This window comes from Acinetobacter sp. YH12233, assembly GCF_013417725.1.
In the GTDB taxonomy this organism is placed as follows: domain Bacteria; phylum Pseudomonadota; class Gammaproteobacteria; order Pseudomonadales; family Moraxellaceae; genus Acinetobacter.
This window is the reverse complement of record NZ_VPDK01000001.1, coordinates 83,330-99,768: the sequence shown is the minus strand read 5'-3', so window position 1 is coordinate 99,768 and position 16,439 is coordinate 83,330. Positions and strand designations below refer to the sequence as shown.

The following is a 16,439-nucleotide window of genomic DNA, read 5'->3' as shown; positions in this document are numbered from 1 at the left end:
TCGGAGCAAAATGAGCATGGCGAACAAGGTCCTTCAACTCATACAAGAAAGTGGCGCGAAATGGGTCGATTTTCGCTTTACTGATACCAAGGGTAAAGAACAGCACGTTACTTATCCAGCAGACAGTATTGATGAAGATACGTTTGAAGACGGCAAAATGTTTGACGGTTCTTCAATCGCAGGTTGGAAAGGCATCGAAGCATCGGACATGATCTTACGTCCAGATGCAGAAACAGGTTTCATCGACCCGTTCTTTGCAGAGCCAACTGTTGTTGTGACTTGTGACGTTATCGAACCATCAACTGGTCAAGGTTATGAACGTGACCCACGTTCGATTGCTCGCCGTGCAGAAGAATACCTGAAATCTACAGGTATCGGTGATACTGCATTCTTCGGTCCAGAACCAGAATTCTTCGTATTTGACGAAGTGAAATGGGACATCGACATGTCTGGCGCGCGCCACACATTGATCGCTGAAGAAGCTGCTTGGTCTACTGGTAAAGATTACGAAGCAGGTAACTCAGGTCACCGTCCACGTGTTAAAGGTGGTTATTTCCCAGTTCCTCCTGTTGATTCTCATCAAGATATGCGTGCAGACATGTGTGCAAAAATTGAAGAAATCATGGGCCCAGGTCGTGTAGAAGTACATCACCACGAAGTTGCATCTTGCCAGTTAGAAATTGGTGTGAGCTTCAACACAATGGTTCGTAAAGCTGACGAAGTACAACAGTTTAAATATGCTGTTTGGAACGTTGCACACCAATACGCTAAAACTGCGACCTTTATGCCTAAACCAATGGTAGGCGATAACGGTTCAGGTATGCACGTTCATATGTCGATTTCTAAAGACGGCAAGAACCTGTTTGCTGGTGATGAATATGCAGGCCTTTCAGAAATGGCATTGTACTTCATCGGTGGTGTGATCAAGCATGCTCGTTCATTGAATGCGATCACTAACCCATCTACAAACTCATACAAACGTTTGGTACCTCACTTCGAAGCACCGATTATGCTTGCTTATTCAGCGCGTAACCGTTCAGCTTCTATCCGTATTCCTTACGTTTCTAGCCCTAAAGGCAAACGTATCGAAGCACGTTTCCCTGATCCAATGATGAACCCGTACCTAGGTTTCGCTGCATTGTTGATGGCGGGTATCGACGGTATCCAAAATAAGATTCACCCAGGTGAAGCTGCTGACAAGAACCTGTACGATCTTCCTCCTGAAGAAGAAGCGAAAATCCCTACAGTGGCACACAGCCTTGAAATGGCACTTGAATCTCTTAAAGAAGATCATGACTACCTGCTTAAAGGTGGCGTGTTTACTAAAGAAATGCTTGATGCTTACATCGAACTTAAGACTGAAGATGTACGTCGTCTAAACACGACTACTCACCCAGTTGAATTCGACATGTACTACAGCCTGTAATTCTGATCTGAATTTCACTGTAAAAAAGACCCGCCTTTGTGCGGGTTTTTTTGTATGATGCTGTTATTGATCAAAGATATGAAGTTATGGCACAACGTAAAAGACATACCGGCTTTTTTCCCTGGATTGATCCTCAGGATCATAGCAAAGGCTTTAAACTGAATTTTTCTGAAGTGACCTATGTAGAAGTCGCGCGTACACCTGAGGGTTATAAGCAGGTCGAGTTTGTGGCATTACGTCATCCTGAGCTGGCTCTGAACTATGACTATCCACAAAGTTTTTATCTCACCACAGATGGCATGATTTTGAAAAAGCTGCCAAGTGGAAAATATGAAGTCATTGCAAAGACAGATAATGCCTAATCGTGAAGTTGATAACGTTGTGAGTGTAAAATTTAAAAATCCACATGGACCGCATATACCCGCCGCGCTTCGAGAATGGCTGTATGCCTCAGGATCATTGACGCAGCAGTTAACAGATCTGGCCGGTGGACAGTTTCGGGTAGAACCACAGCAGGAACATTTTCAGCGTCTGGAATTTGTGGATGCGCGGTGGATGCAGATGCCACATCAGCATACGTCCTGGGTGCGGGAAAGTTATTTATATGGCTGTGAAGAGCAGCCATGGGTCAAAGCAAAAAGTATATTTCCGATATTAAGCTTGCAAAAACGTGCGCGGATTTTTCAGCATATTGGATCGAAGCCGATTGGCTGGCTATTATTCCAGCGGACCAATCCAAACTGTGAACGACGTGTGATTTATCTGGAAGAGGGTTGGACCCGTCAGAGCTGCTATACTTGGCATGGTTGTAAATTTATCGTACAAGAAACATTTTTACCGGCATTTGAACACTTTATACAAAATCAACAGGCTTAACTTGATATGGCAACTGCACAAGCAATTACCTGGCGTGAACGTCTGAGCACCTATTATTATCTTTGTCGTTTTGATAAGCCAATTGGCACAGAGCTGGTCTTTTGGCCAACCATGTGGGCGCTATGGGTCGCAGCAAAAGGAATCCCTGATCTCAGTATTCTAGTGCTGATGATTCTAGGTGTAATTTTTATGCGCGCAGCGGGCTGTGCCATTAATGACTTTGCCGACCGTAAAGTGGATGCGCATGTCGAGCGTACCAAAACCCGTCCCTTAGCCACCGGTATTATTAGTGCTAAAGAAGCAGTGATGGTCTTTCTGGTGCTCGTCGCAGCCAGTGCCTGCCTGTTATTTTTCCTGCCGATTGAAACCTTTTACTGGTCCTTTGGAGCCTTGTTTTTAGCGTTCATTTATCCGTTTATGAAACGCTATACCCATTTGCCGCAGGTATTTTTGGGAGCTGCATTTTCCTGGTCCATTCCGATGGCTTATACCGCTGTCGGGCAGACACCAGACCTAACCTGCTGGCTTCTCTATTTTGGCAATCTGGCTTGGACCGTGGCCTATGACACGCAATATGCGATTACCGATCGTGAGTATGATTTAAAGATTGGAGTAAAATCGACAGCCATTTTATTCGGTCAGCATGATATTCAGATCATTAGTACCTTACAGGTTCTAAGTCTGGTCTTGATTGGCACGGCATTATGGATTGAGGATTTGCTTGTTCCATTTGGCCTGATGGGGCTTCTAGCCGTCGCAATTGATTTTATTTATCAATGGTCAAAAACTCGAGATAAGGACCCGCAGCGCTGTTTCTGGGCTTTCCGTCATAACCGTTGGGTGGGGCTGATGATTTTTCTTGGAATCTTTGCCGCGCTTCTGTAACTGCACCTTGTCGATTCATAACAAAAGCATCCTATAAGGGTGCTTTTTTTTATGCTTAATTCAAGATTCTTCATGAAAATCATAAACAACAATAAGGGATTAGAATATGAATAATGTAGTGAAAAACGGTTTCAAAAAAACCTGTCTGGCACTGGTATGTTCCATGTCATTGTTTATGACTGCGTGTAATGACGATGATAATGATTCGTTCCGACCACAGGAAAGGGTATTTTTAAGTCAACAGTCTTATGATGAGGATACCTTGCCTGAAGCATCGGATATTCAAGTCATACGCTATAATATGCCAAACGTAAATGGTGAACGGGCTGAAGCGACAGCCATGGTGTTTTATCCAAATATACCTCAACCTCAAGACGGATGGAGGGTGGTGGTTTGGGAACATGGCACGGTGGGTAGCGGTGATTCATGTGCACCAAGTAATAACCAGCTGAATAATAATTTTAGAGGATTGGCCAGCAGCTTGCTTGCACAGGGATATGTGATTGTTGCACCCGATTATGAAGGATTAGGTACTCGGGGGATCCATCCTTATTTAAATTTAAAAAGTGCGGCACAATCGGCTATCTATGCAGTAAGAGCCTTTAAAGAACAACAAGGAAATCGATTTAATGGTGCCTGGGTCTCAGTGGGACAATCCCAGGGAGGACACGCATCACTTGCCACAGCCCAGTTTGCCGATGAAGATCCAAATTATAAGGCAGCAATTGCAGCAGCTCCGGCTTCAAGTCTGGGTTATATTATCAGTGAAGTAGCACCGCAAGCGCTTAATGCTTTGGTTGAGGCTGGACAAGATAATGCTGCGAAAGCGGTCTATGCAGAATTACTGGCATATGCGGCTTATGTGGCTGTAGGGATTAAAGCTTATGAACCAGGCTTTAACTATCGCAATATATTCTCAAGCCGTGCAGGGATTGTGGCTGAAAAGGCGGAAGGCACGACTGGAGAAAATGGACTTTGTTTAGGGCCATTGATTACTGAATATATGCAAGATATTGATGATTATCTGGTGAATAATCCGGAAAAAACGGTCGTGGACTATCCGGGATTAGTAGAAAACTTCCAGAATAATTCGTCGGTTGAAAAGTTCCTTGAGAACAATCAGCCTGCAACTGAAAAAATTAATGTTCCTGTGATGATCATTCAAGGTACTGCAGATATGGCTGTTCCGTATCCAGTAACAAATACTTTACAACAGGGCTTGAAAGATATGGGAACCACAGTGAATTTTGTAGAGGTAAAGAATGCTTCACATACCGAGGCCATTGTACAAAGCAGAACCCAGCTGCTGACCTTTATTAATACCTATATGCCTTCAGGTATTTCTGTCAATCCTTAATCCTAAAAGGAGCTTCGGCTCCTTTTTATTCCTTGTGATGCTAGGCCTTGAGCAATCATTTAAGTTTGTTATAGTGGCTTAAGATTATAGGTTATCAGTGTAGGCTCGTTATGTCGGAACAGACAAAACCCCGCAGTATCAAAAAATTGCTTATCTTTGGAACCTTGGCTTTGTGTGTTCCAATTTTTTTGGTGACCATGGCATTTCTGGCAGTTAATAGCGATGCGAAAAATCAGGAAAAATATAAACAGCAACAGGCTGACATGATTGCCCAGATTGAAGCACGCGAAGCGGCTGAAAAATCAAAGGCAGAGCAGGCGGCTCAAGCAACTCAAGCTGCTTCCGAAGCTGAAACAAATTCCTCTCATTAAACTATTTATCTCAAATCTCTTTGAAGCTGCCGGATCGTTGGAATTTCAGTGTAGCGGATGACTGTGTAGCCGGCAGCAATCAGCATCGCATCGCGTTCCGCATCTTCCTGTTCCTTGCCAATATGGCTAGGGTCATCCAGTTCTATAATCGCCACTACATTATATTCCCGGTCCATCACCACAAAATCGGTCACTTTACGGTTGAACTTGCTGCGCATTTTCATATTGTCATGTGTGATCAAAGCACTAAATGCGACCTGTGCCAGAATGTGATGATGCGGAAAAGCATCTTTCAGGCGAGTAAACATCTTGCTTTCGAAAGCTGTAATGACACGCTTGGGATAGAATTTCGTCTGGCGGGTAAACAGATGGGGGAAGAGCAGGCAAATTAAGGCAAAGCTTGCCAGACAGCCAATCACAAAGAATATAAACTGACTCAAATCAAATACGGATCATAAAAGAGAAAAGAATAAAAAAACCCACTTCGCAATGAGTGGGTTTTTCAGAATCTTGGCTCTCCCACCTGGGCTCGAACCAGGGACCTGCGGATTAACAGTCCGTCGCTCTACCGACTGAGCTATGGGAGAATAGATTGGCTCTCCAACCTGGGCTCGAACCAGGGACCTGCGGATTAACAGTCCGTCGCTCTACCGACTGAGCTATTGGAGAATCTGCAAGCGATTATAGAGAGATTTAAAAAGGGGTCAAGGCACTTTTATAAAAAAGCTAAAAAAACTGAATCAAGTGTTTTAAAAATAATCAAAAATGATTGTAGTTCAAAATGTTATGTTTATGTAAACCCAGATTAAGGGTAGAGGGGTTGTGTGATTATTCGCTGCCATGGTTGCAAGTCGCTAAAACTACAAACAGGACTCATATAAATATTTAATCCAAAATGCAGACATAAAAAAACCCACTTCATAATGAGTGGGTTTTTTCAGAATCTTGGCTCTCCCACCTGGGCTCGAACCAAGGACCTGCGGATTAACAGTCCGTCGCTCTACCGACTGAGCTATGGGAGAATAGATTGGCTCTCCAACCTGGGCTCGAACCAGGGACCTGCGGATTAACAGTCCGTCGCTCTACCGACTGAGCTATTGGAGAATCTGATGCGCATTTTAGGCAGGAAAACAAAGACCGTCAATCAATTCCTGTAAAGAAATGAATCATTTGCTTTTTTAATATGCATCTCAGACCTAAAAATAAAAAAATCACCCATGAAGGGTGATTTTTTTAAGCTGGAAATAAAAAATTATTTCTCAACACCAGCAGGTTGACCTGCATATTTCGCATTTGCGTAGTCCCAGTTCACCAGGCTTTCTAGGAAAGTAGAGATGTATTTAGGACGAGCGTTACGGTAGTCGATGTAGTAAGCGTGTTCCCAAACATCGATTGTCAACACAGCAATTTTACCGTGCGCCATTGGAGTGTCAGCATTTGAAGTTTTAAGGATAGACAGGTTGCCGTTTACTTCATCAGCAACTAACCAAGCCCAACCTGAACCGAACTGAGTTGCAGCAGCAGTTGCGAACTCTTCAGCAAATTTTTCGTAAGAACCGAAAGCTTCGTCAATTTTTGCAGCCAAAGCGCCAGTTGCTTTACCGCCACCGTTTTTAGTCAAGCAGTTCCAGTAGAATGTGTGGTTCCATACCTGCGCAGCGTTGTTAAATACACCTGCTTTAGATGAATCACCAGCAGTTGCTTTGATGATTTCTTCTAGCGTTTTGCCTTCAAGCTCAGTACCAGCGATCAGGTTGTTCAGGTTAACCACATAAGTATTGTGGTGTTTGTCGTGGTGGTATTCTAAAGTTTCTTTGCTGATGTGTGGAGCAAGAGCGTCGTAGTCGTATGGTAATGGTGGTAAAGTAATGGTTGTCATGTTTTCAATTCCTTGCATTTTGCTGGGTTTTGACAATAAGTGGCGTTATTGTAATAGATTCTTAGGCAAAAATGGGCACTGTGTATAAATAACAATACAGAATAAAGCCTGAAAATTTAAAGATAAAGCCACTCATCTACTTGCCAATCGAAATTAAATCGGATTGTTTAATTCGAAATAACTATACTCAATATTAAATTGTTCTGAAATAGCTTTAGCCAGACGTTGTACACCATATTTTTCAGTGGCGTGGTGGCCGCAGGCATAATAATGGACATCCAGTTCCTGAGCATCATAAAAAGTGCGTTCACTGACTTCGCCAGAAATATAAGCATCACAGTCTTGTGCTGCCGCTTTATGAATATAATCCTGTGCACCACCGGTACAGAAACCGACTTTTTGAATCAGGTTTTTTTCAGCAGGTAAATGTAACGCATCATAACCGAGTCTTTCTGAAACATAGGCTTTGAATCCTTCTGGCGTCATGGCCTGTTTTAAATAACCAATATTCCCAATTGGACGGCGCTCATTCGGATCAAGCTGTTCAAGGTTTTCCAGTTCCAGCAGGTCTGCAATCGCAGCATTATTTCCCAGAGTTGGATGGCTGTCTAAAGGCAGGTGATAACCAACAAGCGAAATATCATTTTGGATCAGGCTTTTAATTCGTTTACCACGCATCCCGGTAATCGGGTAGGCTTCACCTTTCCAGAAATAACCATGGTGAACCAGTAACAAATCAGCACCTTGTTCAATCGCAGCTTCGATAGCAGTTTGTGAGGCAGTAACCGCACATAAAATTTTATTGACTTCAGTGCGGCCTTCGATCTGTAAGCCATTCGGTGCATAGTCCTTAAATTCGGAAGATGCCAAAGTCTGATCGCACCAGCGGATAATATCGTTTAAATTCGCCATAAAATTCCTGTCAGTTTATAAACTTGCCAATTCTTATTTATTTGTCCAATTGTAACTAAAGCAGCACAAATCTCTGTGGATTTTTTTGTGTTTAGTTATGTATTTGGCATTACAATAGGATACAAATTACTTAGTCATCAACGAATTAAAATATTTTAGAGGATAGCAAAGTGCGCCGCACCTTTACATGGTTACCTTGGGTGTTACTGATTTTAGTCATTATCGGTTTTTTGGGGTGGCAGCAGCTGCAGAAACCTAAATCACCGATTGCGCCGGATGGCGTAAAAATGCCTGCTGAAAAAGTAGAACCGTTGATTGATACTTCGCGTTCTGGAGGGGTTGTCTCCTATAGTGCCGCCGTGAAAGTCGCAGCACCTGCGGTGGTGAATATCTTTACCACACAAAAAGTAAAACAGCAGGCGCACCCTTTACTGACTGATCCAGTCTTCCGTGAATTTTTCGGTGATCAGTTGCCAGACCAGTTTGGTCAGAGTCCAAATGAAAACAGTTTAGGTTCAGGTGTAATTGTACGTCCTGATGGTTATATCCTGACCAATAACCACGTGATTGCACAAGCAGACCAGATTGTGGTGGCTTTGCATGATGGACGCCGTGCCGAAGCCAAGGTCGTGGGTACAGACCCAGATACGGATTTGGCTGTAATCAAGATCGAACTTGAACAATTGCCAGTTTTGCCATTCAAGCTGAGTGGCAATGAAGTCGGTGATGTTGTTCTGGCTATTGGTAACCCGTTTGGTGTCGGTCAAACCGTGACTCAGGGGATTATTTCTGCGACAGGCCGTTCTGATCTGGGCATCAATACCTATGAAGACTTTATTCAGACAGATGCTGCAATTAACCCGGGTAACTCGGGTGGTGCATTGATTGATGTTGCTGGTAACCTGATCGGGGTAAATACAGCAATCTTCTCCCAAACAGGTGGCTCACTGGGGATTGGTTTTGCGATTCCCGCTAAAATCTGTCAGCAAGTGATGAATGCAATCCTGAAAGATGGCCGTGTCGTTCGTGGCTGGCTGGGTATCAGTCTGTTGCCGACAGAACGTAATGATGTATTACAACCTAAAGAATCAGGTGTAGTGGTCGCTGAAGTGCTGGAAAATGGACCTGCAGCAAAAGCTGGCATCCAGCGTGGTGATAAAATCATTAAGGTGAATAATGAAGTGATTACTTCTGCCTCACATCTGATTAATTTTGTCGCTTTACAGGCCCCAAACAGTACTGTTCAGATTGAAGTAGAACGCGCTGGAAAAACTATGACACTGGATGTGGTGATTAGTGAACGTAAAACGCAAAGCAGTTCTTCACAATATATTCCTTTACCAGGTCAGTAATTTTTTCTTCAGGAAAATCCCTCCATGTGAGGGATTTTTTATGCACGCTGTATTTACTATAGATACAAAACAAAAATATTTTATGTGAATTAAATCATTTAACTTCATTGAATAAAAATCAAAAAGGGTGAAGAACAATGAGTTTTATGACTGCGGATCAGGCCAAAATTTTATCGGATGTGGCCAATTTAAATATTGAAATGTATAAGCCTCGCTTGGCTCAACTGATTGAAGATAATGCCCGACTGGGCAATACCGCTGTGCTAACGGTATTTCCCAAACATTTGCCCTTGGAAGAAATTCGTGGTCTTTCGGCGGAGTTGACTGAGCTTGGTTATAACGTGCGCTTTGAGGTGCAGGAATTTTATTATAGCTTTAATGTTTACTGGCTATAATTTTATCAATTGTTCAAAAAAAATCCTGTTCAGGCATATATTTTGCTGCATTTACCTCATAACGAAACTATGAGAAATTTATGTCTTTATTTATTCATCCTGCAGCACAGGCAGATGCACCTTATGTGGTGCTTTCATCCGGACTGGGCGGGCATGCCAGTTTCTGGAATCCTCAAATTAGAGTTTTACAGCAGCATTTTCATGTAGTCACTTATGATCAGGAAGGCTGTCATTCAGATTCTGAACTCTTGCCCATGCCTTATTCGATCGACCATATGGCCTGCCAGATTCTGGATTTATTGATCAATGATGGTATTCGAGAGTTTTATTTTATCGGGCATGCATTGGGCGGACATATCGGCATGCAACTGGCGACCTATCAGGCTGAAAGAAAGTTTAAGCTGCTCAGTCTGACCATGTTAAATGCTTGGGGAGAGCTGGATGCTCATACTCAGAAATGTTTCGAGGCACGAACTTCCTTATTGGTGAATAGCGGGGCAGAGGCTTATGTGAGAGCACAGGCTTTATTTCTTTATCCGTCGCAGTGGATCTCAACCCATATTGATCAGTTAACTGAAGCAGAAAATAAGCAGCTTTTAGATTTTCCTCCAATTTCAAATGTTCTAGCACGCTTACAAGCTGTACAGGCCTTTAAACTGAACGAAGAGCATCAGCAAGCACTCAAAGATGTTCGTGTGCATCTGCTTGCTAATCAGGATGATTTTCTGGTGCCTTATCAACGGTCACAGCAATTACAACAATGCTTGCCGCATAGTCATCTCAGTTTGCTTGATACAGGTGCACATGCTTCCACCGTGACCGAGACAGATCAGGTCAATCAACGGATCCTTTCCTTCCTGATTTCCCCTTAGTTTGAAGATTTTTTAAAAGCCAGACCTCCTGTCTGGTTTTTTATTTTTTCTAATTAATCATTTTGTAGCGTTAGTATGGTTTTTACTTCGAATTGATGCATGAACTGCAAATGCACAAATTGCTACGAGTGCACTTGAATGAAACAGTATGTTCAAAATTGACTCATAGGTAAAAATGGTTATTTTACTAAAAATTCAAAAAATAAAATATTAAGTATTTGATAAATATTAACTAAATATAGTTGGCACACGATTTGCAATGTTTATCTTGTAAATAAAATTCCCGAAGTGGAATCAGAATTTTGAATAAGTGTTAAAAATAATGAGGTGTGAAAATGAAAATAGGTGTCTTCTGTCCAATCGGAAATAATGGCTGGTTACTCTCTGAAAATGCACCGCAGTACATGCCGACTTTTGAGTTAAATAAACAAATCGTACAGCGCGCTGAGCACTATGGTTTCGATTTCGCACTTTCTATGATCAAGCTGCGTGGCTTTGGCGGCAAGACTGAATTCTGGGAACATAACCTGGAAACGTTTACCCTGATGGCAGGTCTTGCGGCTGTCACCAGCAAAATTAAAATTTTCGCAACTGCCGCAACTCTGGTGATGCCACCCGCAATTGTCGCGCGGATGGCATCAACCATTGATTCGATTTCAAATGGCCGTTTTGGTCTGAATGTCGTGACCGGCTGGCAGCCACCTGAATATACCCAAATGGGCATGTGGCCAGGTAATGACTATTTTGGCAAACGCTATGAATATCTGTCTGAGTATGTACAGATTCTTCGTGAACTTTGGGCGACTGGTAAATCAGACTTTAAAGGCGAACATTTCCAGATGGAAGACTGCCGTGTGAGCCCACGTCCACAAGCGGATATGAAAATTATCTGTGCAGGTCAGTCTGATGCAGGTTTAGAGTTTTCTGCACAATATGCCGACTACAACTTCGTATTTGGTAAAGGCCTGAATACTCCAACAGCTTATGCAGAAATTAATGACCGCCTAAAAGAAAAAACAGATGTGACTGGCCGTGATGTACAGACTTATGTGCTGTTTATGGTGATTGCTGCTGAAACCGATGAAGAAGCGCAAGCAAAATGGCAGCACTATAACGATGGTGCTGATATGGAAGCGATTAACTGGCTGATGAATCAAGGCGGTAAAGATACGACTTCTGGTACAGATACCAATATCCGTCAAATGGCTTCTAGCGTATCTCCAGTGAATATAAATATGGGTACGCTGGTGGGTTCTTATGAAAATGTGGCACGAATGTTGGATGAAATTGGCGAGATCAAGGGTACCGAAGGGGTGCTGCTGACGTTTGATGATTTTATTCAAGGGGTTGAAGATTTCGGTCAAAAAATCCAGCCGCTGATGAAATGCCGTGAGCATATTGTGATTGCAGGTGAAGAGCCAGTTCTGGAGAAAAGTGCATGAGTGAATCAATGGTAAAAGCCGGTTTTACTGAAAAACTCGGCACAGGAAAAACCCTTAAAGCGGAACCAGAAGCGATCTGTCTTGCACCAGAACAGACAGCCTTGATTGTGATTGATATGCAGAATGCCTATACCTCTCAGGGTGGCTATCTGGATCTGGCGGGCTTTGATGTCTCAAAGACCAAGCCCGTGGTTGAAAATATTAAAAAGGCAGTTGATGCAGCGCATGCAGCAGGTATTCAGGTGATTTATTTCAAAAATGGCTGGGATGCGGAATATAAGGAAGCAGGTGGTACTGACTCTCCAAATTTCCATAAATCGAATGCCTTAAAGACTATGCGTAAACGTCCTGAATTACAAGGAAAATTGCTGGCTAAGGGTGGCTGGGATTTTGAATTGATTGATGAGTTAAAGCCACTGCCACAAGACCTGGTGATTGAAAAGCCACGTTATAGCGGTTTCTTTAATACCGCACTGGATAGCATGTTGCGTGTCCGAGGTATTCGCAATCTGGTCTTTGTCGGGATTGCCACCAACGTGTGTGTGGAATCGACGCTACGTGATGGTTTTTTCCTGGAGTATTTTGGTGTCGCACTTGCTGATGCTTGCCATCAGGCAGGTCCAGTCGAAGCGCATGAAGCCAGTCTGTATAACATCAAGACCTTCTTTGGCTGGGTGTCAGATACTGCAAATTTTGTAGAGACCTTTCAAAAAGAAAGTGAGTCACTAAAAGAAACTAAATTAGCTGTAAGCGCATAAAGAATTAAAGATCAGGATTAAGGAAAAAATACTATGCCTAAAGAAATCATTATTCCAGCAGGAACATCGAAACCATTAGCACCGTATGTACCGGCAACCAAGGCAGACAATATTGTATATGTGTCCGGTACATTAGCTTTTGATGAAAATAATAATGTGGTGCATGTTGGGGATGCCGCAGCACAGACCCGTCATATTCTAGAAACTATCAAGCGCGTGATTGAAGAAGCGGGCGGCAGCATGGATGACGTAACCTTTAATCATGTGTTTGTCAAAGACTGGGCAGATTATGCTGCGATTAATGCAGTTTATGCAGAGTATTTCCCGGGAGATAAGCCGGCACGGTATTGCGTACAGACAGGTTTGGTCAAACCTGATGCGCTGGTCGAAATTGCTTCGATTGCCCATATATAAGCCGATCCACCTGATTCAATCTCATTACTAGATGCCCCAGGTCTGAAACTGAACATTGACTTGGGGTAGGGAGAACAGCATGAATGCCAAACTATCTAAAATCATCTCAGAAACAGTTGCAGAAAATAATGCATTAAATAAGGTTTTGGCGACTAAGGCATCGGGTGACATTTTTACCCAGGTTGATCAGCAGATTTTCCGTCAGGGCATGTCCAATTTGGGGGCTGCGGTGAATGTGATTACCACGCAAGGCGATGCAGGAATGGCTGGATTTACCGCTTCGGCCGTATGCAGTGTGACGGATACACCACCAACGTTGCTGGTGTGTCTGAACCGTTCTGCGTCAGTCTATGAAACCTTTAAAAAGAATCAGGTGTTGTGTGTGAATACCTTGGCATCACATCAACAATATCTCTCCAATCTGTTTGGTGGAAAAACACCAATGGCAGAGCGTTTCAGTCAGGGGAACTGGAAAACCTTGGTGACCCAGTCACCTGTACTTGAGGATGCCTTAGTCAGTTTTGACTGCGAGGTGGTCCAATGTTTATCCGTAGGCAGTCATGACGTGCTGTTCTGTGAGGTGAAAGCCATGTGCCAGAGTCGAGGCAATGCGCTGATGTACTTCAACCGTTCTTACTGTGAGCCACACAAAATGTGCTAATTCAATTCAATCCTAATCAAGGAGGGGAAGCCGATGCAAGAAAAAGAAACGTGGTTTCCAAAATTCAAGCCTTACCAAGGCAATCTCGATACCACACCCGTGCAAACAGATGAATATCTGCCTGCTGGAAAAAGTATTATTCTCGGGTTACAGCATGTGTTTGCCATGTTTGGCGCAACCGTGCTGGCACCCTTATTAATGGGGTTTGATCCTAATCTCACGATTTTTATTACCGGGATTGGAACCATTTTATTTTTCCTGATCACGGGCGGTCGATTGCCTAGTTATCTGGGATCAAGCTTTGCCTTTATTGGTGCGGTCGTCGCAGTGACGGGTTATTCAGGGGTTGGAGCCAATCCAAATATAGGATTAGCCCTTGGCGGTACGATTGCTTGCGGTATTGTTTATGCCTTGATTGGTCTGCTGGTGATGAAAACTGGCACCAACTGGATTGAAAAACTGATGCCGCCAGTAGTGACAGGCGTGATCGTGATGATCATCGGTTTGAATCTGGCACCCGTGGCGATTAAGAGTGTTTCAGCGAATCAGTTTGATTCGTGGATGGCATTAATCACCATTATCTGTATCAGTGTGATTGCTGTGTTTACCCGAGGAATGGTACGCCGTCTATTATTGTTATTGGGCTTATTATCTTCCTACCTGATTTATTTCCTTTTCACCAATGTGATGGGCTTCGGACCTGCGATTGATTTTACCAAGGTCAGTGAAGCAGCATGGTTTGGTTTGCCAAATTTCCAGAGTCCGGTCTTTGAAATAAATGCCATGCTAATGATTGCACCAGTGGCAATTATCTTGGTTGCAGAAAATCTGGGACACTTTAAGGCAGTCTCTGCGATGACCGGTAAAAACCTGTCACCGTATATGGGACGCGGTTTCTTTGCTGATGGGGTGTGTACTTCATTGTCAGCTTCTGTCGGTGGTACAGGCATGACCACTTATGCCGAAAATATCGGTGTAATGGCAGTCACCAGAGTTTATGCAACCACTGTATTTGTCTTTGCTGGTATCTTCGCAATTTTACTCGGACTTTCGCCTAAATTTGGCGCAGTGATCAGTACCATTCCAGTGGCTTTATTGGGTGGTGCATCGATTGTCGTATTTGGTCTGATTACGGTGGCTGGTGCGAAAATTTGGGTAGATAACCGTGTTGATTTCACCAAGAACAGTACACTGATCATTGGTGCCGTGTGTCTGATCATGGGTACAGGGAACTATAGCTTGCAGATCGGTGGTTTTGATCTGGGTGGTATTGGTACCGCAACCTTAGCCGCAATTCTATTGAATCTATTCCTGAACCGTGGTGAAGATAAAGAATTACCAGCATCTGAATCAGCTGAAACCGTAACTGAGGTTGAGGCTAAGCCAGTCGCTTAAAATGAGGAGTATTTTTTGAGTCATTCAATTGCATTTTTAGGACTCGGGGCAATGGGCTGGCATATGGCCTCCCATTTGCCAAAATTTGGACATCAGGTTTGGGTCTGGAACCGCACTGAACAGAAAGCTGTAGCGCATGCCGAAACTTTTGCAACTCAAGCAGTGAGTATTGAGCAGGCGGTTCAGGCGGATTTTATTTTTTCCTGTTTGCCGACCAGTCAGGATGTGGAAGCATTGATTGCAGCCCATCCACCCAAACAAGGTGCAATCTGGATTGACTGTACCAGCGGGGTGCCAGAATCTGCCCAGAAACTGGCGAAGCTCCTGGAGAAACAAGGCAGTTTTTATCTGGATGCACCGGTTTCGGGTCAAACGATTGGGGCAGAACGTGGCACTTTAACCGTTATGGTCGGAGGCAATGAACAAGCCTTTGAGCAAGCTAAACCGATCATTGATGCCTTTGCTAGTTTAATTGAATATGTGGGAGAAAGTGGTTCGGGCTTTGCGGTGAAAGCCGTGAATAATACCTTAATGGCGACTCACTTATGGGCATTGGCTGAAGGACTGACTGTACTGAAAGGACAGGGCGTTGATTTAAGCAGTGCACTGAACTGTATTAATCATTCCAGTGGTAAAAGCAGCATGTCGGAAAATATCATGGCGCAGCGTGTACTGAACCGTGAATTTAACAAGACCTTTGCACTGGATCTATTGCAGAAAGATATTGGCATTGCTTTGAAGCTGGTACAACAACAGCAACTGGATTTATCGGTGATGTCTTTGGTTCAGCAAAAGTTTCAGCAAATAGCGAAATCTCAGGCCAGTCAATTAGATTTTTCCGCTGCGGTGCAAGGCTTGGAGCAACGTACTCAAATTGAATTAAGAGGATAAGTTTATTTTTAATTTTTTATTAAACAGAGAAACTATGATTCTTTAATTAAAGAACAATAGATTTATCGATTCAAAATTTAAAAAACCGGGAATTTTAATTCCCGGCTTTATTATTGCTAAGATGGCTAAATAGCCTAAGCAATTCTTAACTCTGCTGATTCGATTGATATTCTTGGATCACTTCAAGCGCTGCACGGAAGGCTTCCTGAGTAGCAGGGGCACCGCAGTAAGGCAGGCTATGCAGTAGCACTTCCTGAATTTCTTCAACTGTTGCACCATTATTCAAAGCGCCACGAACATGGCCTTTCAATTCAGTTGGGCTTTTTTGCGCGGTAAGAAAAGCAATGGTAATTAAAGAACGGTATTTACGTGGTAAAATCCCTTCACGTTGCCAGGTTGAACCCCAAGCATGTTCATTAATCCAGTCCTGCATCACATTGATGTAAATGCTAAATACCTTTTAATTATCAATATCTTATGTATTTTATTATAAATTACAGCACCTTAATTCAATAACTCGCTTGCTGATTAATAACGATTAATGCAGATTAAC

The 16,439-nt window shown here is 43.2% G+C and carries 18 protein-coding genes, 4 tRNA genes and 1 pseudogene; 15 read left to right on the top strand and 8 right to left on the bottom strand.

The features are described from left to right. Window positions 1–10: 10 nt before the first annotated feature. The 6 genes from glnA to FTV12_RS00585 all read left to right on the top strand — a co-directional run bounded on the left by glnA (window position 11) and on the right by FTV12_RS00585 (window position 4,915). On the top strand, window positions 11–1,426 hold the full coding sequence (gene glnA, locus FTV12_RS00610) for a type I glutamate--ammonia ligase (RefSeq protein WP_171064793.1): 1,416 nt from the start codon (window positions 11–13) through the stop codon (window positions 1,424–1,426). An 86-nt stretch (window positions 1,427–1,512) separates the two neighbouring features. Continuing rightward, window positions 1,513–1,788, top strand: a complete 276-nt coding sequence (locus FTV12_RS00605; protein ID WP_179992003.1) for a hypothetical protein — start codon at window positions 1,513–1,515, stop codon at window positions 1,786–1,788. Continuing rightward, window positions 1,781–2,302, top strand: a complete 522-nt coding sequence (locus FTV12_RS00600; RefSeq protein WP_218945655.1) for a chorismate lyase — start codon at window positions 1,781–1,783, stop codon at window positions 2,300–2,302. The genes FTV12_RS00605 and FTV12_RS00600 overlap by 8 nt, the downstream gene beginning before the upstream one ends. A 6-nt stretch (window positions 2,303–2,308) precedes the next feature. Continuing rightward, complete coding sequence (gene ubiA / locus FTV12_RS00595) at window positions 2,309–3,187, top strand: 4-hydroxybenzoate octaprenyltransferase (protein WP_180025174.1); 879 nt, start codon at window positions 2,309–2,311, stop codon at window positions 3,185–3,187. 106 nt (window positions 3,188–3,293) lie between these two features. Next, entirely contained in the window at window positions 3,294–4,544 is a 1,251-nt protein-coding gene (locus FTV12_RS00590; RefSeq protein ID WP_180025173.1) for a S9 family peptidase, read from the top strand. A 110-nt stretch (window positions 4,545–4,654) separates the two neighbouring features. After that, complete coding sequence (locus FTV12_RS00585; RefSeq protein ID WP_179992000.1) at window positions 4,655–4,915, top strand: hypothetical protein; 261 nt, start codon at window positions 4,655–4,657, stop codon at window positions 4,913–4,915. A gap of 5 nt (window positions 4,916–4,920) precedes the next feature. Here the strand turns inward: FTV12_RS00585 and FTV12_RS00580 are convergent, their stop codons facing one another. The 7 genes from FTV12_RS00580 to FTV12_RS00550 all read right to left on the bottom strand — a co-directional run bounded on the left by FTV12_RS00580 (window position 4,921) and on the right by FTV12_RS00550 (window position 7,706). Next, complete coding sequence (locus FTV12_RS00580; protein WP_125279766.1) at window positions 4,921–5,355, bottom strand: DUF2726 domain-containing protein; 435 nt, start codon at window positions 5,353–5,355, stop codon at window positions 4,921–4,923. 71 nt (window positions 5,356–5,426) lie between these two features. Next, a tRNA-Asn gene (locus FTV12_RS00575) sits at window positions 5,427–5,502 on the bottom strand. A gap of 6 nt (window positions 5,503–5,508) precedes the next feature. Then, window positions 5,509–5,584: transfer RNA gene (locus tag FTV12_RS00570), tRNA-Asn, on the bottom strand. A 277-nt stretch (window positions 5,585–5,861) separates the two neighbouring features. Beyond that, window positions 5,862–5,937, bottom strand: a tRNA-Asn gene (locus FTV12_RS00565). A gap of 6 nt (window positions 5,938–5,943) precedes the next feature. After that, window positions 5,944–6,019: transfer RNA gene (locus tag FTV12_RS00560), tRNA-Asn, on the bottom strand. Between the two features lie 148 nt (window positions 6,020–6,167). Next, complete coding sequence (locus FTV12_RS00555) at window positions 6,168–6,794, bottom strand: superoxide dismutase (protein ID WP_004782758.1); 627 nt, start codon at window positions 6,792–6,794, stop codon at window positions 6,168–6,170. Between the two features lie 153 nt (window positions 6,795–6,947). Beyond that, on the bottom strand, window positions 6,948–7,706 hold the full coding sequence (locus tag FTV12_RS00550; RefSeq protein ID WP_179991999.1) for a Nif3-like dinuclear metal center hexameric protein: 759 nt from the start codon (window positions 7,704–7,706) through the stop codon (window positions 6,948–6,950). 170 nt (window positions 7,707–7,876) lie between these two features. Between FTV12_RS00550 and FTV12_RS00545 the strand changes: the two genes are divergently transcribed. The 9 genes from FTV12_RS00545 to FTV12_RS00505 all read left to right on the top strand — a co-directional run bounded on the left by FTV12_RS00545 (window position 7,877) and on the right by FTV12_RS00505 (window position 15,886). Further along, window positions 7,877–9,058: a S1C family serine protease gene (locus FTV12_RS00545; RefSeq protein WP_004782756.1), complete on the top strand. Its 1,182-nt coding sequence runs from the start codon at window positions 7,877–7,879 to the stop codon at window positions 9,056–9,058. A gap of 137 nt (window positions 9,059–9,195) precedes the next feature. Then, window positions 9,196–9,453: a hypothetical protein gene (locus tag FTV12_RS00540; protein ID WP_005234869.1), complete on the top strand. Its 258-nt coding sequence runs from the start codon at window positions 9,196–9,198 to the stop codon at window positions 9,451–9,453. 80 nt (window positions 9,454–9,533) lie between these two features. After that, window positions 9,534–10,325: a pyrimidine utilization protein D gene (rutD, locus tag FTV12_RS00535; protein WP_180033393.1), complete on the top strand. Its 792-nt coding sequence runs from the start codon at window positions 9,534–9,536 to the stop codon at window positions 10,323–10,325. A gap of 335 nt (window positions 10,326–10,660) precedes the next feature. Further along, entirely contained in the window at window positions 10,661–11,767 is a 1,107-nt protein-coding gene (gene rutA, locus FTV12_RS00530; RefSeq protein WP_179992234.1) for a pyrimidine utilization protein A, read from the top strand. After that, window positions 11,764–12,525: a pyrimidine utilization protein B gene (gene rutB, locus FTV12_RS00525; protein ID WP_179992235.1), complete on the top strand. Its 762-nt coding sequence runs from the start codon at window positions 11,764–11,766 to the stop codon at window positions 12,523–12,525. Before rutA ends, rutB begins: the two co-directional genes overlap by 4 nt. Before the next feature lie 33 nt (window positions 12,526–12,558). After that, a complete protein-coding gene (rutC, locus tag FTV12_RS00520) occupies window positions 12,559–12,939 on the top strand; it encodes a pyrimidine utilization protein C (RefSeq protein WP_179992236.1) in 381 nt (126 codons plus the stop codon). Between the two features lie 145 nt (window positions 12,940–13,084). Then, window positions 13,085–13,600 carry an NADH-dependent FMN reductase RutF gene (gene rutF, locus FTV12_RS00515; RefSeq protein WP_373684494.1) on the top strand — a complete coding sequence of 172 codons (516 nt, stop codon included), beginning with the start codon at window positions 13,085–13,087 and terminating at the stop codon, window positions 13,598–13,600. A gap of 33 nt (window positions 13,601–13,633) precedes the next feature. Next, complete coding sequence (gene rutG / locus FTV12_RS00510) at window positions 13,634–14,995, top strand: pyrimidine utilization transport protein G (RefSeq protein WP_179992238.1); 1,362 nt, start codon at window positions 13,634–13,636, stop codon at window positions 14,993–14,995. 15 nt (window positions 14,996–15,010) lie between these two features. After that, entirely contained in the window at window positions 15,011–15,886 is an 876-nt protein-coding gene (locus tag FTV12_RS00505) for an NAD(P)-dependent oxidoreductase (protein WP_180010821.1), read from the top strand. A gap of 145 nt (window positions 15,887–16,031) precedes the next feature. On the opposite strand, the pseudogene FTV12_RS00500 reads toward FTV12_RS00505, so the two are convergent. Continuing rightward, a pseudogene (locus FTV12_RS00500) lies at window positions 16,032–16,319 on the bottom strand (carboxymuconolactone decarboxylase family protein); the annotation flags it as partial. Between the last annotated feature and the right edge of the window lie 120 nt (window positions 16,320–16,439).

What these genes read in the sequence shown, in the direction of transcription:
- glnA (WP_171064793.1), top strand. Translation starts at nt 11, where the DNA reads ATGAGCATGGCGAACAAGGTCCTTCAACTCATACAAGAAAGTGGCGCG.
- FTV12_RS00605 (WP_179992003.1), top strand. Translation starts at nt 1,513, where the DNA reads ATGGCACAACGTAAAAGACATACCGGCTTTTTTCCCTGGATTGATCCT.
- FTV12_RS00600 (WP_218945655.1), top strand. Translation starts at nt 1,781, where the DNA reads ATGCCTAATCGTGAAGTTGATAACGTTGTGAGTGTAAAATTTAAAAAT.
- ubiA (WP_180025174.1), top strand. Translation starts at nt 2,309, where the DNA reads ATGGCAACTGCACAAGCAATTACCTGGCGTGAACGTCTGAGCACCTAT.
- FTV12_RS00590 (WP_180025173.1), top strand. Translation starts at nt 3,294, where the DNA reads ATGAATAATGTAGTGAAAAACGGTTTCAAAAAAACCTGTCTGGCACTG.
- FTV12_RS00585 (WP_179992000.1), top strand. Translation starts at nt 4,655, where the DNA reads ATGTCGGAACAGACAAAACCCCGCAGTATCAAAAAATTGCTTATCTTT.
- FTV12_RS00555 (WP_004782758.1), bottom strand. Translation starts at nt 6,794, where the DNA reads ATGACAACCATTACTTTACCACCATTACCATACGACTACGACGCTCTT.
- FTV12_RS00550 (WP_179991999.1), bottom strand. Translation starts at nt 7,706, where the DNA reads ATGGCGAATTTAAACGATATTATCCGCTGGTGCGATCAGACTTTGGCA.
- FTV12_RS00540 (WP_005234869.1), top strand. Translation starts at nt 9,196, where the DNA reads ATGAGTTTTATGACTGCGGATCAGGCCAAAATTTTATCGGATGTGGCC.
- rutD (WP_180033393.1), top strand. Translation starts at nt 9,534, where the DNA reads ATGTCTTTATTTATTCATCCTGCAGCACAGGCAGATGCACCTTATGTG.
- rutA (WP_179992234.1), top strand. Translation starts at nt 10,661, where the DNA reads ATGAAAATAGGTGTCTTCTGTCCAATCGGAAATAATGGCTGGTTACTC.
- rutB (WP_179992235.1), top strand. Translation starts at nt 11,764, where the DNA reads ATGAGTGAATCAATGGTAAAAGCCGGTTTTACTGAAAAACTCGGCACA.
- rutC (WP_179992236.1), top strand. Translation starts at nt 12,559, where the DNA reads ATGCCTAAAGAAATCATTATTCCAGCAGGAACATCGAAACCATTAGCA.
- rutG (WP_179992238.1), top strand. Translation starts at nt 13,634, where the DNA reads ATGCAAGAAAAAGAAACGTGGTTTCCAAAATTCAAGCCTTACCAAGGC.